The 16,679-nt window shown below is 60.9% G+C and carries 15 protein-coding genes; 6 read left to right on the forward strand and 9 right to left on the reverse strand.

The features are described from left to right. Nucleotides 1-56: 56 nt before the first annotated feature. Both PP4_RS13335 and PP4_RS13340 read left to right on the forward strand, forming a co-directional pair. Nucleotides 57-1,382 carry an MFS transporter gene (locus PP4_RS13335; RefSeq protein ID WP_016499711.1) on the forward strand — a complete coding sequence of 442 codons (1,326 nt, stop codon included), beginning with the start codon at nucleotides 57-59 and terminating at the stop codon, nucleotides 1,380-1,382. A gap of 27 nt (nucleotides 1,383-1,409) precedes the next feature. Then, nucleotides 1,410-2,963 (forward strand): UxaA family hydrolase, encoded by a 1,554-nt coding sequence (locus tag PP4_RS13340; RefSeq protein WP_016499712.1) that lies wholly within the window; start codon nucleotides 1,410-1,412, stop codon nucleotides 2,961-2,963. A 265-nt stretch (nucleotides 2,964-3,228) separates the two neighbouring features. On the opposite strand, the gene PP4_RS13345 is transcribed toward PP4_RS13340, so the two are convergent. Genes PP4_RS13345 through galB form a run of 3 tightly spaced genes read right to left on the reverse strand, consistent with a single transcriptional unit; the run spans nucleotide 3,229 to nucleotide 5,758 of the window. Continuing rightward, nucleotides 3,229-4,308 carry a 4-oxalomesaconate tautomerase gene (locus tag PP4_RS13345; protein WP_016499713.1) on the reverse strand — a complete coding sequence of 360 codons (1,080 nt, stop codon included), beginning with the start codon at nucleotides 4,306-4,308 and terminating at the stop codon, nucleotides 3,229-3,231. A gap of 2 nt (nucleotides 4,309-4,310) precedes the next feature. Further along, nucleotides 4,311-5,027, reverse strand: coding sequence for a 4-carboxy-4-hydroxy-2-oxoadipate aldolase/oxaloacetate decarboxylase (locus PP4_RS13350; protein ID WP_016499714.1), 717 nt, complete (start codon nucleotides 5,025-5,027; stop codon nucleotides 4,311-4,313). Beyond that, nucleotides 5,024-5,758 (reverse strand): 4-oxalmesaconate hydratase, encoded by a 735-nt coding sequence (gene galB / locus PP4_RS13355; RefSeq protein WP_016499715.1) that lies wholly within the window; start codon nucleotides 5,756-5,758, stop codon nucleotides 5,024-5,026. The genes PP4_RS13350 and galB overlap by 4 nt, the downstream gene beginning before the upstream one ends. 154 nt (nucleotides 5,759-5,912) lie before the next feature. Between galB and PP4_RS13360 the strand changes: the two genes are divergently transcribed. Continuing rightward, nucleotides 5,913-7,118, forward strand: a complete 1,206-nt coding sequence (locus PP4_RS13360) for a LysR family transcriptional regulator (protein WP_016499716.1) — start codon at nucleotides 5,913-5,915, stop codon at nucleotides 7,116-7,118. A 32-nt stretch (nucleotides 7,119-7,150) separates the two neighbouring features. On the opposite strand, the gene PP4_RS13365 is transcribed toward PP4_RS13360, so the two are convergent. The 6 genes from PP4_RS13365 to PP4_RS13390 form a co-directional block, all read right to left on the reverse strand. Next, a complete protein-coding gene (locus PP4_RS13365; protein WP_016499717.1) occupies nucleotides 7,151-8,407 on the reverse strand; it encodes a gallate dioxygenase in 1,257 nt (418 codons plus the stop codon). Between the two features lie 25 nt (nucleotides 8,408-8,432). Continuing rightward, nucleotides 8,433-9,770, reverse strand: a complete 1,338-nt coding sequence (locus tag PP4_RS13370) for an MFS transporter (RefSeq protein ID WP_016499718.1) — start codon at nucleotides 9,768-9,770, stop codon at nucleotides 8,433-8,435. A gap of 287 nt (nucleotides 9,771-10,057) precedes the next feature. Further along, a complete protein-coding gene (locus PP4_RS13375; RefSeq protein ID WP_016499719.1) occupies nucleotides 10,058-11,266 on the reverse strand; it encodes a pyridoxal phosphate-dependent aminotransferase in 1,209 nt (402 codons plus the stop codon). After that, the gene (locus tag PP4_RS13380; protein ID WP_016499720.1) at nucleotides 11,263-11,892 is read right to left on the reverse strand and encodes an RraA family protein; all 630 of its coding nucleotides are present in this window, start codon (nucleotides 11,890-11,892) and stop codon (nucleotides 11,263-11,265) included. The genes PP4_RS13375 and PP4_RS13380 overlap by 4 nt, the downstream gene beginning before the upstream one ends. After that, entirely contained in the window at nucleotides 11,889-12,554 is a 666-nt protein-coding gene (locus PP4_RS13385) for an RraA family protein (RefSeq protein WP_016499721.1), read from the reverse strand. The genes PP4_RS13380 and PP4_RS13385 overlap by 4 nt, the downstream gene beginning before the upstream one ends. 1 nt (nucleotide 12,555) lies before the next feature. Next, entirely contained in the window at nucleotides 12,556-13,218 is a 663-nt protein-coding gene (locus PP4_RS13390) for an RraA family protein (protein ID WP_016499722.1), read from the reverse strand. Between the two features lie 107 nt (nucleotides 13,219-13,325). Here PP4_RS13390 and PP4_RS13395 point away from each other — a divergent pair, with 107 nt between their 5' ends. The 3 genes from PP4_RS13395 (at nucleotide 13,326) to PP4_RS13405 (ending at nucleotide 16,665) form a co-directional block, all read left to right on the forward strand. After that, the gene (locus PP4_RS13395; RefSeq protein ID WP_016499723.1) at nucleotides 13,326-14,225 is read left to right on the forward strand and encodes a LysR family transcriptional regulator; all 900 of its coding nucleotides are present in this window, start codon (nucleotides 13,326-13,328) and stop codon (nucleotides 14,223-14,225) included. Between the two features lie 89 nt (nucleotides 14,226-14,314). After that, entirely contained in the window at nucleotides 14,315-15,124 is an 810-nt protein-coding gene (locus PP4_RS13400; RefSeq protein ID WP_016499724.1) for an alpha/beta fold hydrolase, read from the forward strand. Between the two features lie 86 nt (nucleotides 15,125-15,210). After that, complete coding sequence (locus tag PP4_RS13405) at nucleotides 15,211-16,665, forward strand: alanine/glycine:cation symporter family protein (protein ID WP_016499725.1); 1,455 nt, start codon at nucleotides 15,211-15,213, stop codon at nucleotides 16,663-16,665. The last annotated feature ends 14 nt before the right edge of the window (nucleotides 16,666-16,679 follow it).

The following is a 16,679-nucleotide window of genomic DNA, read 5'->3' on the forward strand; positions in this document are numbered from 1 at the left end:
TGGCGCAGGGCCGCGCCGCCGCAGCATTTCATAACAATCACAAAAGTGAGATGAGCATGAACAACACCCCCTACCCTCCGGCCCCCGCGTCGGCCCTGGCGACTGCCAACACCGACAGCGCCAAGCCAACCACCGTGCGCTGGCGTATATTCCTGATCCTGCTGCTACTGGCAGCGATCAACTACATCGACCGCGCTTCGCTGTCCGTGGCGCTGCCGTTGATTTCCGCCGAGTTTGAACTCACTCCAGCGCTCGAAGGCTTGATCCTGAGCGCGTTCTTCTGGTCATACGCCTTGATGCAGATTCCTGCCGGTGTGTTACTCGACCGTTTCCAGGTGCGCAATATCATTGGCGTCGCAACCATCGGCTGGGGTGCCTTCCAGGCCTTGGGCGGGTTTGCTCACAACTGGATTACCTTGCTGGTCACGCGCATTGGCCTTGGCGTGGCCGAGTCGCCGATCATGCCCGCCGGCGCAAAGCTCAATGGTGCCTGGCTGACGCCTAACGAGCGTGGCCGCGGTGCCACGCTGGTCGACGGCGGCGCGCCGCTGGGCACCGCATTCGGCGCAATCATCATCGCGGGCCTGATTACCTGGTTCGACTCTTGGCGCATCGCCTTTATCGTCGCCGGGGTCGGCACGGTGGCCGCCGGTATCTGGGCCTGGTGGTACATCCGCAACCACCCCAGCGAGCACCCGCAAGTCAACGCCGCTGAACTGGCTTACATCACCCAGGCCAACGACGCCGCGAGCAAGGCCAACGGCAACCGCAAGGCGGTGCTCAAGGAGTTGCTCAAGAGCCGTTCGGTACTGTGCATGTTTGCTGGCTATGCCTGCTACAACAGCGTGTTCTACGGGCTGCTGACCTGGATGCCCAGCTACCTGCACCAGGCACACAACCTGGATATCAAGGCGATGGGCGGTGCGACTTTCCTGATCTTCATGTGTGGCTTCATTGGTGAACTGATTGGCGGCTGGATCTCCGACAAGTGGAAAGCAAAAGGCGGCCAGCCGAATACCGTCATGCGCAGCATGTTCGCCGGCTCTGCTGCAGTCGCCGCCCTGTGCATCCTGCTGGTGGCCTACACCCCGGATGCCGGCCTGGTCATCGCCCTGCTCTGCGTGGCGCTGTTCTTCATCCGGTGGTGCGGCATGTACTGGTGCCTGCCGGCGATCCTCGGTGGCAAGTCCAAAGCTGGCGTGCTAGGCGGCAGCATGAACTTCTGCGGCAACATGGTGGGCGTACTGGTGCCGATCCTCATTGGCCTGATCGTGCAGTTCACCGGTTCCTATTTCCTGGCCCTGATCTTCTTCGTGGTCATGGCCTTCGGCCTGATGCTGTTCTCTGGCCTGATCGACTACCGCGAGCGCGGGCTGGCCTGAGCCACGCGCCCTATTGAGGTGAACACCATGCAACTCATTACAACAACAGGCAGTGCAAGCGCTGCCAACGCCGTGATCCGACTCAACCCACTGGACGATGTGCTGGTGGCACGCCAGCCGCTGACCGAAGGCCTGCTGCTGGACGAGGGCATCGTGGTGCGCGAGCCGATCCCGGCGGGCCACAAGGTGGCTGCCCACGCGCTTAGCGCGGGCCAGGCCCTGCGCCGCTATGGGCAGATCATCGGTTTCGCGAGCCAGGCGATCGCCGCAGGCGAACATGTGCACGTGCACAACCTGGCGATGGGCGAATTTGCCCGCGACTACGCCTTCGGCGTCGATGCCAAAGGCCAGCAGGCGCCCAACGACGATACCTTCATGGGAATCGTGCGCGCCGATGGCCGGGTCGCCACACGCAACTACATCGGCATCCTCACCTCGGTGAACTGTTCGGCCACGGTCGCGCGGGCGATCGCTGACCACTTTCGCCGCGACATCCACCCCGAGGCGTTGGCGCCCTACCCCAACGTCGATGGCGTGGTCGCCCTCACCCACGGCGTCGGTTGCGCGGTCGACCCCGGTGGCGAGGCGCTGGCGATGCTGCGCCGCACCCTCGGCGGCTATGCCGTGCATGCCAACTTCGCTTCGGTGCTGTTGATCGGCCTGGGCTGCGAGACCAACCAGATTCCCGACCTGCTGGCGGCCCAGGGCCTGCAAAGCAGCCACGCACTGCGCACGTTCACCATCCAGGGCGCCGGCGGCACGTCCAAGACCATTGCCAGCGGCATCGCCCAGGTCAAGTCGCTGCTGGCCGAAGCCAACCAGGTCGAACGCCAGCCGGTCTGCGTCCGCCACCTCACGGTGGGCCTGCAGTGCGGGGGCTCGGACGGCTATTCGGGGATCACCGCCAACCCGGCTCTGGGCAATGCTGTCGACCGCCTGGTGGCAGCTGGCGGCACTGCAATCCTCTCGGAAACCCCGGAAATCTACGGTGCCGAACACCTGTTGACGCGCCGTGCGGTCAGCCAGCAGGTGGGCGAGAAGCTGATCGCCCGCATCCAGTGGTGGGAGGCCTACTGCCAGCGGATGGGCGCCGAGCTGAACAACAACCCTTCGGCCGGCAACAAGGCCGGCGGCCTCACCACCATCCTTGAAAAGTCCCTGGGTGCCGTGGCCAAGGCCGGTTCCAGTGACCTGATGGATGTTTACGAGTACGCCGAACCGGTGCGCGCCCACGGCCTGGTGTTCATGGACACGCCCGGCTACGACCCGATTTCCGCCACGGGCCAGGTCGCCGGCGGCGCCAACCTCATCGCCTTTACCACTGGCCGCGGCTCGGCCTACGGCTGCGCACCCTCGCCTTCAATCAAGCTGGCGACCAACACACGCCTTTGGGAAACCCAGGAAGAGGACATGGACGTCAACTGCGGGGGCATTGCCGACGGCAGCATGACCATCGAAGAACGTGGCGAACACATCTACCGGATGATGCTGAGCATCGCCTCGGGCGAGCGCAGCAAGAGCGAACAGCATGGCTACGGCCAGAACGAGTTCGTGCCGTGGCAGATCGGCGCCATCACCTGATCCCCCAGCCTTCATCAATGGCGCCAGCATGAAACGCCAATTGGCCTTTGCAACGGTATCGCGTCGATCACATGCAACCAGGCCTCGCCTGATAACGGCGTGATTCAGTAAAGATCGCTTCAGGCTCGTGCCCGCTGCCTACGTATTTTGGCAGCGGGCATTACAATCAGATATACCTCCACCTGGGCTCTGTTGTTCCTGCAACCAAACCCGCTCCCACAGGTAAACCACAAGTTTCAGCGTCACGCGCTACCTGTGGGAACGGCTACCGTCCTTCCCAAAGCGACCGCGCAATACACACGACCCCGTCAAACAGAACCCTGGAAGTCCGTACCAACCCGCAACCCAGAAGCTCTCCCTTCTGAAGATTTGCTTCAACCGTGAACTCTCCGGTGGGATGCTCGATCGACAAACGCATGCGGTCCTGAAGTGCCACGCCAGCAATTTGCGAAGCAACCGTCCCTGGTAGCGTGCAAGCCGTCGCCACGCTGACAGCGCCGAACACGCCAATGCTGGTATGGCAGCGATGAGGAATGAAGGTACGCGTGTTCAGCGTACCTCCCGAGGCAGCAGCGGACACCAGGCACATCTTGGGCACATTGCGCTGGCTGACATCGCCAAGATTCATGGCCAGGCCGGCCTGCCGTCGGATACTTTCCAGCCGCCCTCTCAACGCCGAATCGGCCTCCAGCTGTTGCGGGCTCTCGTAACCGCTACAGCCCAATGCCTCAGCGCGCATCAGTACCACAGGCATACCGTTGTCGATGCAGGTGACCGCGATGCCATCGAACACATCCTGCGTGTTGCCTGTCGGCAGCAACGCACCACAACTGGAGCCGGCAATGTCCTGGAATTCAATTATCAACGGTGCGCCGGCTCCCGGCACGCCATCAATCTTCACATCACCGGTGTAGTCGACGCAGCCGTCGCGTGTGCGCACATACGCAACCGCCATTTGCCCGGTGTTCTCCATGTAAATGCGAACGGGCGTGACCTCCCCCGCCGCGGTGACCAGCCCGCGCTCGATCGCAAAAGGGCCGACAGCAGCAAGGACATTGCCGCAGTTCTGACCATAGTCGACACGCGGCTCATCTACGATCACCTGTGCGAACAGATAATCCACATCAGCGTCGGGCCGGCGTGACGCCTTGATGATCGCGACCTTGCTGGTGAGCGGGTCTGCGCCACCTACCCCGTCGATCTGGCGACTGTCAGGTGAGCCCATGGCGGCCAACAGCACCCGATCGCGCAGCTCGCCCTGGTCTGGCAAGTCGCTATCCAGAAAGCACGCAGCCTTGGAGGTGCCGCCGCGCATCAACAGGCAGGGAATGCGTGTCTGGGCCATGTCTACTCTCCCAGTTCATCCAGGCTGTCGATGTACCGTAACCCCTTCTCGGCCAAGCGGGGACGCATGTTGTAGATGTCCAGACCGAGTTCGCCGCTGGCCAGGCGCAACGCCTTCTGCTCTTCCAGATCAGCACGCCGACGGGTCGCCTCCAGCACCTGCGTCACCTCATCGCGACGCACAATAACCACACCGTCATCATCCGCCACGACCACGTCACCGGGGTTGACCAGCTGCCCGCCGCAAATGATCGGTAGATTGACCGACCCAAGTGTTTCCTTGATGGTGCCTTGCGCGCTGACCGCCCGTGACCATACGGGGAAGCCCATTTGCCGAAGGGTACGGGTATCGCGCACCCCGGCATCGATCACCAGCGCACGAACACCATGCGCCTTGAGCGAGGTTGCGAGCAGGTCACCAAAGTAGCCGTCGGTACAGGGAGAGCTGGGTGCCACTACCAGCACATCGCTAGGACGGCATTGTTCAACAGCAACGTGGAACATCCAGTTATCCCCGGGCGCCACCAGCACAGTGACGGCCGAGCCGCTGACAGAAGTGCCCTGCTGAATCGCCGATATCGAGGGCGCCAGCAACCCTTTGCGCCCTTGTGCCTCGTGGATGGTGGCAACACCGTACGCCGCCAGTTCGTCCACCAGGCCCGCGCCCGCTCGCTCGATGTTGCGAAGGACAACGCCGGTTTTTCCCACGAGCGTACTCATGCCAGGTTCTCCGTCACGCGCGGGAAGGTGCTCTGGTAGCCCTCGGCGTAGACAATGTTGCGGGCGCAGGTGATGCCAACGTTGCGCTTGGCCTGTACCCCCCGCTGCAGGGCGACACGTGTGTAGTACTCCCACAGGTGTTCCTGCCCGGCCATGCATTGAATCGCAGCGTATTTCTGGTCCCATACATCGGTGATGTCCAGGAACACATCCGGGCGCCACTCACACTGTTCCGGCTGATGCGGCTCAAAGGCATAGACCGGGGGTGCCCCGACAATTTTTTCGCCCGGTCGGTAACCTTCTGCCTGGGCGATGATCCTCGCTTCCTGAGTGAGGTTCATTGCCAGCGGATGGTCATAGTTGTACGGGTCCTTCAGCGAGTGGCTGAGTACGAAAGCCGGCTGGACGCGGCGCATGACATCGGCCAGGCGGAACAGCGTGTCCTTGTCAGCCCGCATGGGGTAATCCCCAACGTCGAAAAACTCCACACTTGCGCCAAGTATTTCGGCTGCAGCCATCGCCTCCTCCTGGCGAGCAGCTTTCACCTTGCCCTCACTCATGTCGCCCTTTCGCCACAGCTTTGCAGACTCGCCCCGCTCGCCGTAGGACAGGCAAACGATGTGCACGTTGTAACCCTGCTGGGCGTGCAGCGCGATAGCACCACCTGCACGCCATACAAAATCGGCAGAATGGGCGCTGACAACCAATGCGTTTTGTTGAGATCCTGTCATTGCGAGTGCTCCTGTTTCGATAGGCACAGCTTCGCATTCGGTCTGACTGAAGCAGTAATGCGTTCGGGTGTATGGGGTATGCGTTTTCCTTATTGCCCTCCTCGTCTCGGATCGGCATAGTCAACGCACCTCAAGCAGAAAGTTGACTGTCGCAATGGAAACCAGAGAGCTGCCAGGCTTGATGCACGTGCGGGCATTTGTGCGCGTTGCGGAGCTCGGGAGTGTTTCCAAAGCTTCATCAGCGCTGTACCGCGCGCAATCAGTGGTTACACGCTCGATCTCCGAGCTGGAGGCCCGCTTGAATGCGCCTCTGTTCGAGCGTCACACCAATGGCATGCGCCTCACCTGCTATGGTGAGCGCGTGCTGCCGCGGGCGCGCAGGGTGCTGGAGGAGCTCGGTACTGTCCCTCGGCTGCTTGCCCCGGCAGACAAGCAGCCCGTGGAGCCGCTGTACCTGTTCCAGGTCAAGCGGCTGCAAATTTTCGTGAGCCTCTGCGAGACGCATCACATGCAGACCGTTGCGAACCTCATGGGCTTGACTCAGCCGGCCATCAGCTCAACGCTCAAGGTCATGGAGAGCGGCTGTGGGCAGACGTTGTTCGAGCGAACCCCTCGAGGCCTGCAACCTACCCGCACGAGCCACGAAATACTGTTCCCTATCCGGCGTGCACTCAATGAACTGCGCCACATGGAAACAGACATCTCAGCCCTTCAAGGCCAATTGCAAGGCGCAGTGCATGTGGGCGCCCTGCCCCTGGGCCGCACGCGAATCTTGCCTGCGGCCATCGTGCGCCTGATGGCCGCCCACCCCCATATCCAGGTGATTACCAACGAAAGCCCTTTCGACCTGCTGGCCACCGAGTTGCGCGCAGGCGATGTGGACTTCATCTTCGGTGCGTTGCGCAGTGCGGCTTACGCAAGTGACCTTACAGGAGAGAAGTTGATGTCCGAAGAAATGGTGCTTGTGGCCCGGCAACACCACCCACTCGCGAAAAGCCTGAACTACAGCGCGCTTTCAACCGCAAAATGGGTATTGCCAAGGGCCGGTTCACCCGCGCGGCAGATGCTGGATGGATGTTTCACTGCACTGGGCATGGCCAGCCCACACCCGGTGGTGGAAAGCGCCGATATGGCCATCATCAGAGGTTTGTTGCTGCGTTCCGACATGATCGCAGCCGTTTCCGCACACCAGTTGGAGCAAGAAATAGCCTCTGGCGAGTTATGTGTCTTGCCTGTCGAGTTGAAACAGACTTCCCGCGCCATCGGGCTGACATACCGAAACGGCTGCCTGCACTCGCCAGTAGCGCAGGCTCTGATGGAGATGATCCGCGCAGTGACGGGCGAGCCGGCAACCGTCTAGAGAAATTGCTGTAAGCGCGCCGGCGATTTCGGTTATCGCTTGCCGGCCACCGAATACAGCACCTGCTGGTTGCGCGTCTTCATGAAGTCTTCCAGGCTCTGCCCACGCATCGCGGCGTACACCTGCAGGTTTGGCACCCCCACTACCGCAGCAAGCTTTTCCAGTACGAAGAAGATTGCGCCATACTGGATCAGCCCTCGCCAGTCACGGCGGCGTAACAGGTCGCATTCTTCTTCGCTCAAACCCGCCTCCTCAAAAAGCGCCTCTGGCGTTTCAAGAAAGCGACGGCGCCAGTCAGGTTCGATCATGCGGTGCAGAAACTTGTTCAGGCGGTAGCCCTTGGCGCTTCGCTCCAGCGTGAACGGGTAAGTTCCTTCGAGTTTGTCGATGCCGTCTAGCTGGTGCCGCATGTGCTTGAGGTGCCGGGCAGTGGTTTCGACGGGCACTGGCCGATCCTCATTCTCCAGCAGCAGCGTTGCAATACCTGTCATCGACGGCAGGTAGTAGTCTTGGTGCAGCTTCTTCACGTTGGATGACAGCGCACCTCGCATGATCAACCAGGTGATCACCTCTGCCCCTTCCAGCCCGCCTAACGTAGCGAATTCGGCCAGGGTCATTTCCGTGAGGCGCAGCGGGTCATGGACCAGCAGATCCAGGAACTGCGCATCCCAATCGGGGTTGTTGAACCCGCAGCGCTCGCCATGGACCTGGTGAGAAACCCCACCTGTCGCCACGATGGCCACCTTGACATCCTCTGGGTAACTTTCAATCGCCCGGCGCAGCGCCTGCCCCAGCTTGTAGCAGCGACGGGCACTCGGAATGGGGAATTGCAGCACGCCCACCTGCAGCGGAACAATTTCTACCGGCCAGCCGTCGTCGCAGGCAAGCAACGCAGACATGGGGGAAAAGAACCCGTGATCAAGCGGCTTGTCACGGAAAAACCCCATGTCGAATTCATCGGCCACCAGGCTTTCGCCGATGTGCCGGGACAGTGCCGCATGGCCATTCACCGCGGGCAGATCGCGAGGGTTGCCGCCCTCGTCTGCAACCTCATAACGCTCGTCGACGCCAAGGGTAAAAGCACCGTAATGGTCGAAGAAGAACGATGTCACGTGATCGTTGAAGATATAGAAGAGCACGTCGGGCTTTTTCTCATCGAGCCAGGCCTTGATTGGCTCGAACCCTTCAAAGATGGGGGCCCAAGCCGCATCTTGCTGCTTGTCGTGGTCGACCGCGAAACCGATAGTGGGTGTATGAGAGACGGCGAGGCCGCCGATGATACGTGCCATGGAATGTTCCTTTACTTGAATGAAGCTACTGGGCCACTGCAGCCTGGATCGGCCGGCGCCGGGCATGGCCGTTGGCCAGGATCGCCATCGCAGCGATAAAGGCCGGTACGCTCAACAACGCGAAGAGCACTGGAACAGCGAAGCCCATACTCAACACTGCGCCGCCAATGAGCGAGCCGAAGATCGCCCCAAAACGCCCGATCCCTAGCATCCAGCTGACCCCTGTAGCGCGAAAATCTGTTGGGTAGTAGCCCGGCGCGAAGGCGTTGAGCCCGGTTTGTGCCCCGCTCATGAAAAACCCGGCTGCAGTTACCCCAACGGCAAGCAGCGTCGACTCCAGGCTGGTGGCGCCCAGCAAGAGGATGCACAAGCCACCCAGCACATAAGCCCCGGCAATAACGCGATTGGGGTTGCGCCGATCCATTGCCCAGCCCACTGCAATTGCGCCAACGGTACCGCCGAGCTGGAACAAGCCTGTGATGCTGGCTGCCCGCTCGATGGACAAGCCACTGTCACGCAACAGTGTGGGCATCCAGCCCATGGTCAGGTAAATCACCAGCAGGCCCATGAAATAGGTGCTCCACAGCGCGAGCGTGCCGAAACGGAACTGACCGGTGAACAGCATGCGTACCGGTGCCTTGTGATTCGCTTGGCCCTCGCTGACGATGAACCGCGTAGCGGCAGTGAACACACCACCGAGCCGGTTCAATACCTTGGCGATCTCGGCAGCAGGTGCATTGCGGGCAGCAAGGAACCGTGCCGACTCAGGCAACCACAACCAAAGAAGCGGAAGCAGTACCAGCGGCATGATGCCACCCGCGAGCAATACTGCATGCCACCCATACGCCGGGATCAGCCAGGCAGCCAGAAAACCGCCAAGCCCGGAACCCATGTTGAAGCCTGTGAACATGATGGTGATGAAAAGCGCGCGATTCCGCTCTGGCAGGTATTCAGACAGCAAAGTGGTGGTGTTCGGCAGCGCTGCACCCAAGGCTACCCCGGTGAGCAAACGCAGCAAGCCCAGCTCGTAGGGGTTGCGGGCAAAGGCGCAGGCCAGGCTCAGCACACTGAACCCAGTCACGGCGATCAGCAGCACCCGCTTGCGACCCAAGCGGTCAGCGTAAGGGCCTGCGGTCAAAGCGCCAATCGCAAGGCCTACCATGCCGGCGCTCATGACCGGGCCAAAAGCCGCGCGGGTAAGGCCCCACTCCTGAATCAATGAAGGTGCGACAAAACCCATCACCGCCACATCGAAACCATCGAACAGAACAACCAGAAAGCACAGAGCCATGATGAGCCACTGATACCGGGATACTGGTCGGTCGTCGATCCATGCCTTGATATCGACCGCTTCGTTGCTCATGCTTTCACCTTCTTGTTTTTGTAGGGACCAAGCCGAGGCGATGGGCTTGCCGCGAGGGCAAGCGCCATCTGACTTATGGACGAAGGTGACTCTAAGGCGGGCATCCCTTCCCCGCCTCCATGAAATCCTTAAGCAGGTATCTGTTTTTCTTATTGGATGAATGGAGAGCCCGGGCTGCCCATCGAGCGGAAGGCTCTGCCAAGCAAAAAAGCTGCACGCCCTTCATCGCAGGTATGCAATTGAGGACGTGCAGCCTTAGGGTGCCCAGCTTCAGCGAGGCAATCTATCTACCGTGCGTCCTCGCAGAAGCGGTGAATGGCCTGGCAAGCCGCACGCAGCGACTCGTCATCCAGCGCATAAGCAATGCGCAGGTACCCTGGAAGACCAAAAGCACTGCCCTGAACGACTGCAACATTGGCCTCCTCCAGCAACGCCAGGGCCACAGCCTCGTCATTGACCAATTCGCGCCCAGCAGGTGAGCGCTTGCCGATCAGCCCAGAGCAGTCGGCAAAAGCGTAGAAAGCCCCGCCTGGCACCTCACAACTGATGCCCGGCGCCTGGTTGAGCAACTCGACCATGAAATCACGGCGCCGCTGGAATACTTCGCGGCTGTGGGCGATGAAGTCTTTCGGACCGTCCAGGGCTGCGATTGCAGCGTGCTGCGAGATGGAACACGCACCCGAGGTCTGCTGACCCTGAAGCTTTTCCATCGCCTCAAGCAACCAGCGAGGGCCGGTAGCGAACCCGATCCGCCAACCCGTCATGGCGTAGGCCTTCGACACGCCGTTCATGGTCAATGTCCGCGCAGCCAGGCGTGGTTCGACCTGGGCAAGTGTGAGGAAGTCACGGCCGTCGAATATCAGGTGCTCGTAGATATCGTCCGCCAGAATCAGTACCTGCGGATGGGCCAACAACACCTCAGCAAGAGCCTGCAATTCGTCGCGGTCGTACACGGCGCCCGTGGGGTTGGACGGTGAGTTCAGGATCAGCCAGCGGGTTTTCGGCCCGATGGCTTCGGCCAGCGCTTGCGGGGACAACTTGAAGCCCGACTCGGCGCCACAAGCGACGATCCGCGACTCGCCACCGCACAGTTCAACCATTTCTGGATAGCTGACCCAGTATGGCGCGGGGATTACAACCTCGTCGCCTTCGTTCAGGGTCGCGGCCAGGGCATTGAAGATGACCTGCTTGCCGCCACTGCACACCAGCGTGTCCTGCCAGCTGACATCAAGACCATTCTCACGCTGGTATTTACGCGCGATGGCTTCACGCAGCGTGCGAAGGCCGGCTACCTGGGTATAGCGGGTATGGCCGTTGTCGATCGCACTGATGGCCGCAGCCCGGATGTGCTCCGGTGTATCGAAGTCAGGTTCACCCGCACAGAGCGAAATGATCTTCGCCCCGTCTGCGCGGCGCGCAGCCACGCGGTCGATGATCTTGTAGGTCGCCGAAGGCTTGGCAGCCTCCAGGCGACGGTTCAGCGTTGCCAGGCTCACGCTTGCTCCTCCGGGTGGGAGAGGCCCATCAGGTCCATGGTGGTTTTGCCTTCGCGCAGCTTGCCCATGAATACGGCTTCTTTGTCCGCGCGCTTCTGCCCCTCCCGCAGGGTATGTTCAACGGCATTGGCCGGAATGATGATCACACCATCCTCGTCCGCGACGACAAGATCGCCGGCGCTGACCTGCGCACCGCTGAAATCGAACGGCTTGCCGACCGAAGGCGTGGTTGCCTTGACGGTGCCTTTGACCGAGATGCCTCGCGCAAATACAGGGAAGCCATGTGCTTCGAGCGCAGCGATGTCGCGCACACCACCGTTGATCACCAGGCCAACGATGCCTGCCGCTTCCGCCGCCACCGTAAGCACCTCACCCCAATAGCCGGCCACGAAGTCGGCGGTATCACAGACCAGCACGCTACCGCGCGGCGCTTTGGCAACAGCCAGATGCAGACCCAGGTTGTCACCTGGCGAGCACTGCAGCGGGTAAGCCGGCGCGGCGATGAATGCGCCTTTCCAGACAGCGCGAATCTCGCGGTCGACCGCGCATGGCAGCCCGGACGCCTCGTACAGGGTGGAGCTGCCGAGGACCTTTGCAATGTTCTGGTAATCGTGTGGAAGGCTCATGATTGCTTGCTCTGAAGGGAGTGGTAACCGAGGGCGGCACGGGCGTCTTTAAGGCTCTTGCCAGCCGCAATCTGTTCGCGGATCTGCGTTTCAACGTGTTCGATGCGACGTGCCGTTTCAGCAACTTCCTGGGCACGCTCACGCGGGACAATGACGACACCATTGGCGTCAGCGACGACGATGTCCCGGGCACAAACCCGGGCATGGCCAACCGACACCGGCTGGTTGACGGCCACGACCTCGACGCGGTCCTTGCCGGTACGCATGAAGCGGCCTTTGCTGAACAGCGGGTAGCCTTCGCCCAGCGCCTTGTTCACATCGCGGCAGACACCATCAATGACCGTGCCGGCAATACCGCGGGCCAGGGCGTACTGGGTCATGATGTCGCCCCACACCGTGCAATCGGTACGGCCTTCGTTGGCGATGACCACAACGTCGCCTGGTGCTACTTCATCAATGAAGTCACCCACGGTGCCTGGCGGTGTGCTTGCACTGACATACTGGACAGTGAAGGCCGGGCCGACCACGACCTGGCTATAGTTGGCCAGCGGCGCGATACCAAAGGCCTGGCCGGGAAGGCCCAGCTTGTCCATCGCGTCGGACACCCCCGGGGTATCCAGGCCTTCGAACAAGGCGACCAGGTCTTTATCAGAAAGGCTCATATCAGTGCTCCACCTTGATGGCTTCGAATTGGGTGTCGTGCATCACTTCCTCGACCGAACGGCCTGCGCGGACGGCGTCCACCATGCCGGCCTGGCGACGGTCGATACGCTCGGCCAGGTCAAGCACCTTCTCGATGGCACCGGCCGGGACGAAAACGGTGCCGCATGCGTCGGCAATCACGTAGTCGCCTTCATCCACGTCAACGCCGGCCATGCGAATGGTGACGGCCGCGTCGATCTGGATGAGCCTGTTGCGCGCGCTGATCATGGTCACGCCACGGCCGTAGACCGGGTAACCGATGTCGGCGCTGCCGCAGATGTCGCGGCTGAAGCCATCGATGATCGAGCCACGGATGCCTTTGCGCCGGGCGGCGTTGGCCAGGATGTCACCCCAGCTGGAAATACCGTCAACGCCACCCGCAATCACCAGCACGCGGTCATCGGTGGTGATCTGTTCGATGACTGGGGTAATCAGGTGAACGGTGGGTGCCACGTCCTGCTTTGGCCCCAACTGCACGGTGCTGGCTCGGCCAACAATCTTCGGGCAGTTCCAGAGCGGCATCAGGCCGTTGGTGGCTCCAGGCAGTTGGAGGAAGTCCAGCGCGTCCGACACCGTATTGGTATCGAGCACAGCCAGGCGCTCAAGCGGGGCTTTCAAGCTCATCGGTTGCAGGCCTCTTGTAAGTGAGGCTTGAGTATCTGCGCGGGCATTTGATACGTATATTACGAAGAAGCTAAGCTTGTCATACTCCAAACCTATGGAAGAATGCCGTGATCAACTTTCGCTTGATACGTCACCTGTGGCTGTTCCTGGCCGTTGCCGAGGACCAGAACTTCAGCCGCGCGGCCAAGCGGCTGGGCATGTCACAGCCGCCGTTGACCGAGCAGATCCAGGCGCTTGAACAGTCCCTTCGCATTCAACTGTTCACCCGCTCTCGCCGTGGCGCTCAGCTCACTGCCGCCGGGGCTGCAATCCTCCCCGCTGTGCGAAAGTTTGCTGATCAGCTGGAGCGACTGGAGTTGGCGGTTCACGAGGCTGTGGCAGGGCACGCCGGCGTGGTGACCATCGGGGCGATCACCTCGGCCATGATCGATGTGCTGCCCCAGCTGATCGAGCGGTTCAAGCAAGACCACCCGTTGGTCACGGTTTCGGTTCGAGAGATCGATAGCGCGGAGGCGATACCCGCGCTTGAGGCCGGCGATATCGACATCGCCTTTGCACGCCTTGAAGGCAACCTCGGCCGGCATCTGCAGTCCATGCCGCTGTCAGAGGATCGCCTGGCAGTCGCGATGCCCAAGGACCACCCATTGGCCTCCAGTGCAGCCATTGAGCTCAAGGCACTTGCCGATGAAACCCTGGTGATGGCCTCACGAGACGTCAGCCCGGTGTATTTCGACTATCTGGTGGGGCTATGCAAGGCCAGCGGCTTCGCGCCGCGTATCGTGCATCAGGTCCGCTCTGTCACGGCGCAGGTGGCGTTCGTCAGTTGTGGCCAGGGCATCGCTTTGGTGCCCACCTCCATGGACAAGCTTGCTCCCGAAAATGTTTTGGTGCGGCCGTTGCAGCCAGAAGTGAAGGTTGTCACCACCGCCATGGCATGGCACGGCGTAAACGGTAATCCCTTGGTGGATGCGATGATTGACCAGGCCAAGCAGGTTTTTGCGTCATAGGCTGGGCATATGACAGGGTTCGCGGCTTCGTATTTTACAAAATTCAGGGTGGGCCCGACATTGGGGCCTCTGTAAAAGGAGTTCCCACCGTGGCAAACCCTGCTCGCTTCACTCACGAGAAACTGCCGTTGAACATCGACGGCGTACTGCTGGATCTGGCGGTGATCCATCGTTCCGGCCCCAAGGCACCTATCCTCTTCCTGCATGGGTTCGGTTCTACCAAAGAAGACTATGCCGACATCACGCTGCAGCCCGCATTCGAAGGCCATCCCTTCATTGCCTACGATGCGCCTGGTTGCGGGGAAACCGAATGCGCCGACCTCGCCCGCATCGACATCCCCTTGCTGGTGAAGACTGCCCAGGCTGTACTTGCACACTTTGGCGTCGACAGATTCCATCTGGTTGGCCACTCCATGGGCGGCCTGACCGGGCTGATGCTCGCTGATGCCGCTCCAGACCGAGTGCTGAGTTTCGTCGACATCGAGGGCAATATTGCGCCCGAAGATTGCTTCCTCAGCCGGCAGATCCACGATCACTCGCGCGAAGACGATTTGCGCTTTTTCCGCGACTTCATCGAGCGCACCCGGCTTGCCGCTGATCCTGCCAGCGCACTCTATGCGGCCAGCCTGACGCACAAGGTACGTACCGGGGCGGTGCGCGGCATCTTCGAGTCCATGGTTGAGCTGTCAGATAACGGCGGTCTGATGGAGAAGTTCCTGGCGCTACCCTTCCCGCGCCAGTACATGTACGGCGCAACCAACGCCCACCTTTCCTATCTGGACGACATCGCTGCCCAAGGGGTGCAACTGGCTTGCATCCCTGATTGTGGCCACTTCCCGATGTACTCCAACCCGGCGCTGATGTGGCAGCACATCAAGGCACTGCAAGACCGCGCCTGACCCCGTTTACCGGCTCCAACCCCTACACGGCTGCTTGCGGCCGTGTGTACCCGCACACCCAGTCATAATAACAATGAGGTTGCGTCATGCTCGAAGCCATCAATGGCTTTCTTTCGGGAAAGCTGCTTATCGTCCTGGTCGTCGGCCTGGGCGCTTATTTCACCGTCAAGACACGGTTTGTGCAGCTGCGCTATTTCCTGCACATGTTCAAGGTGTTCAAGGACAGCCTTACCCGCAGTTCGACTCAAATCAGTTCCTTCCAGGCCCTCATGCTCAGCCTGGCCGGCCGTGTCGGGGCGGGCAACATCGCCGGCGTCGGCGTGGCTGTAACCTTGGGCGGTCCTGGTGCGGTGTTCTGGATGTGGGTTACCGCACTGGTCGGGATGGCCACCACATTGTTCGAATGCAGCCTGGCGCAGTTGTACAAGCGCCACAACGGTAGCGGCCAGTTTCATGGCGGCCCGTCGTTCTACATCGAATACGGGCTGAACAAGCGTTGGCTGGGCGTTGTTATGGCGGTACTGCTGATCGTCACGTTCGGTTTTTCCTTCAATGGCCTGCAGTCACACGCAGTGACCCACTCTTTGCAGAATGCATTTGGCGTTGACCCAGCCTATTCCGGCATCGCCCTGGCTGCGGTGCTAGCGCTGGTGTTCGTGGGCGGCATCAAACGCATCGCCAGGGTGGCAGACCTGTTGGTACCGGTGAAAACGCTGGCCTACATAGCGGTCACCGTTTACGTCATTGTGCTGCAATTTGATCACGTGCCCCTCATGCTGGTGACCATCGTGAAAAGCGCGTTCGGGCTCGATCAAGCCTTTGGTGGCCTGATCGGCAGCGCAATCGTGATGGGTGTGAAGCGTGGCGTATTCGCCAACGAAGCTGGCCTGGGCAGTGCGCCAAACGTCGCCGCGGTGGCCGAAGTTCGGCACCCTGTCTCACAAGGTGTCGTGCAGGCGTTCAGCGTGTTTTTCGATACATTCATCATCTGCACCTGCACCGCTTTGCTGATCTTGTTGTCGGGCTTCTATACCGCTGGTTTCGCGGGTGACGGCATCGTGCTGACGCAGAACTCGCTTGCCGCAGTGGTCGGTGACTGGGGCCGCATCTTCATCAGCGTTGCACTTGCGTTGTTCGTGTTCACCTCGATTCTCTACAACTACTACCTGGGCGAAAACAACCTGAGGTTTATTCTGGGCAAGAACCGCAAGGCACTGCTGAGCTATCGCGCGCTGGTGCTGGCCTTGATTCTCTGGGGCTCGGTTCAGGACCTGTCCACGGTGTTTGCCTTCGCCGACATCACCATGACCCTTTCTGCGCTGGTGAACCTCATCGCCCTGGTCCTGCTATGCCGAGTCGGCCTGCGACTGCTCGCAGATTACGACGCACAGCGCAAAGCCGGAGTTGCCGAGCCGGTTCTCACCGCCAGTGCCTTCCAGGACCTCAACATAGACAGGACCATCTGGGGCAATGCTCCAGAGCAGGTCGCAAAAGATCAGGGCTTGGGTGTGCTCGAGCCTGAACCACCAAAAACATCCTGATTGGCAGGAAGCCC

It is taken from the genome of Pseudomonas putida NBRC 14164 (genome assembly GCF_000412675.1).
GTDB classification, from domain to species: Bacteria; Pseudomonadota; Gammaproteobacteria; order Pseudomonadales; family Pseudomonadaceae; genus Aquipseudomonas; species Aquipseudomonas putida.

Excerpts from the sequence above, each read along its gene's own strand:
- PP4_RS13345 (WP_016499713.1), bottom strand. The coding sequence starts at position 4,308 with ATGGCCCAGACACGCATTCCCTGCCTGTTGATGCGCGGCGGCACCTCC.
- PP4_RS13335 (WP_016499711.1), top strand. The coding sequence starts at position 57 with ATGAACAACACCCCCTACCCTCCGGCCCCCGCGTCGGCCCTGGCGACT.
- galB (WP_016499715.1), bottom strand. The coding sequence starts at position 5,758 with ATGACAGGATCTCAACAAAACGCATTGGTTGTCAGCGCCCATTCTGCC.
- PP4_RS13340 (WP_016499712.1), top strand. The coding sequence starts at position 1,410 with ATGCAACTCATTACAACAACAGGCAGTGCAAGCGCTGCCAACGCCGTG.
- PP4_RS13370 (WP_016499718.1), bottom strand. The coding sequence starts at position 9,770 with ATGAGCAACGAAGCGGTCGATATCAAGGCATGGATCGACGACCGACCA.
- PP4_RS13385 (WP_016499721.1), bottom strand. The coding sequence starts at position 12,554 with ATGAGCCTTTCTGATAAAGACCTGGTCGCCTTGTTCGAAGGCCTGGAT.
- PP4_RS13405 (WP_016499725.1), top strand. The coding sequence starts at position 15,211 with ATGCTCGAAGCCATCAATGGCTTTCTTTCGGGAAAGCTGCTTATCGTC.
- PP4_RS13380 (WP_016499720.1), bottom strand. The coding sequence starts at position 11,892 with ATGAGCCTTCCACACGATTACCAGAACATTGCAAAGGTCCTCGGCAGC.
- PP4_RS13365 (WP_016499717.1), bottom strand. The coding sequence starts at position 8,407 with ATGGCACGTATCATCGGCGGCCTCGCCGTCTCTCATACACCCACTATC.
- PP4_RS13390 (WP_016499722.1), bottom strand. The coding sequence starts at position 13,218 with ATGAGCTTGAAAGCCCCGCTTGAGCGCCTGGCTGTGCTCGATACCAAT.
- PP4_RS13350 (WP_016499714.1), bottom strand. The coding sequence starts at position 5,027 with ATGAGTACGCTCGTGGGAAAAACCGGCGTTGTCCTTCGCAACATCGAG.
- PP4_RS13360 (WP_016499716.1), top strand. The coding sequence starts at position 5,913 with ATGGAAACCAGAGAGCTGCCAGGCTTGATGCACGTGCGGGCATTTGTG.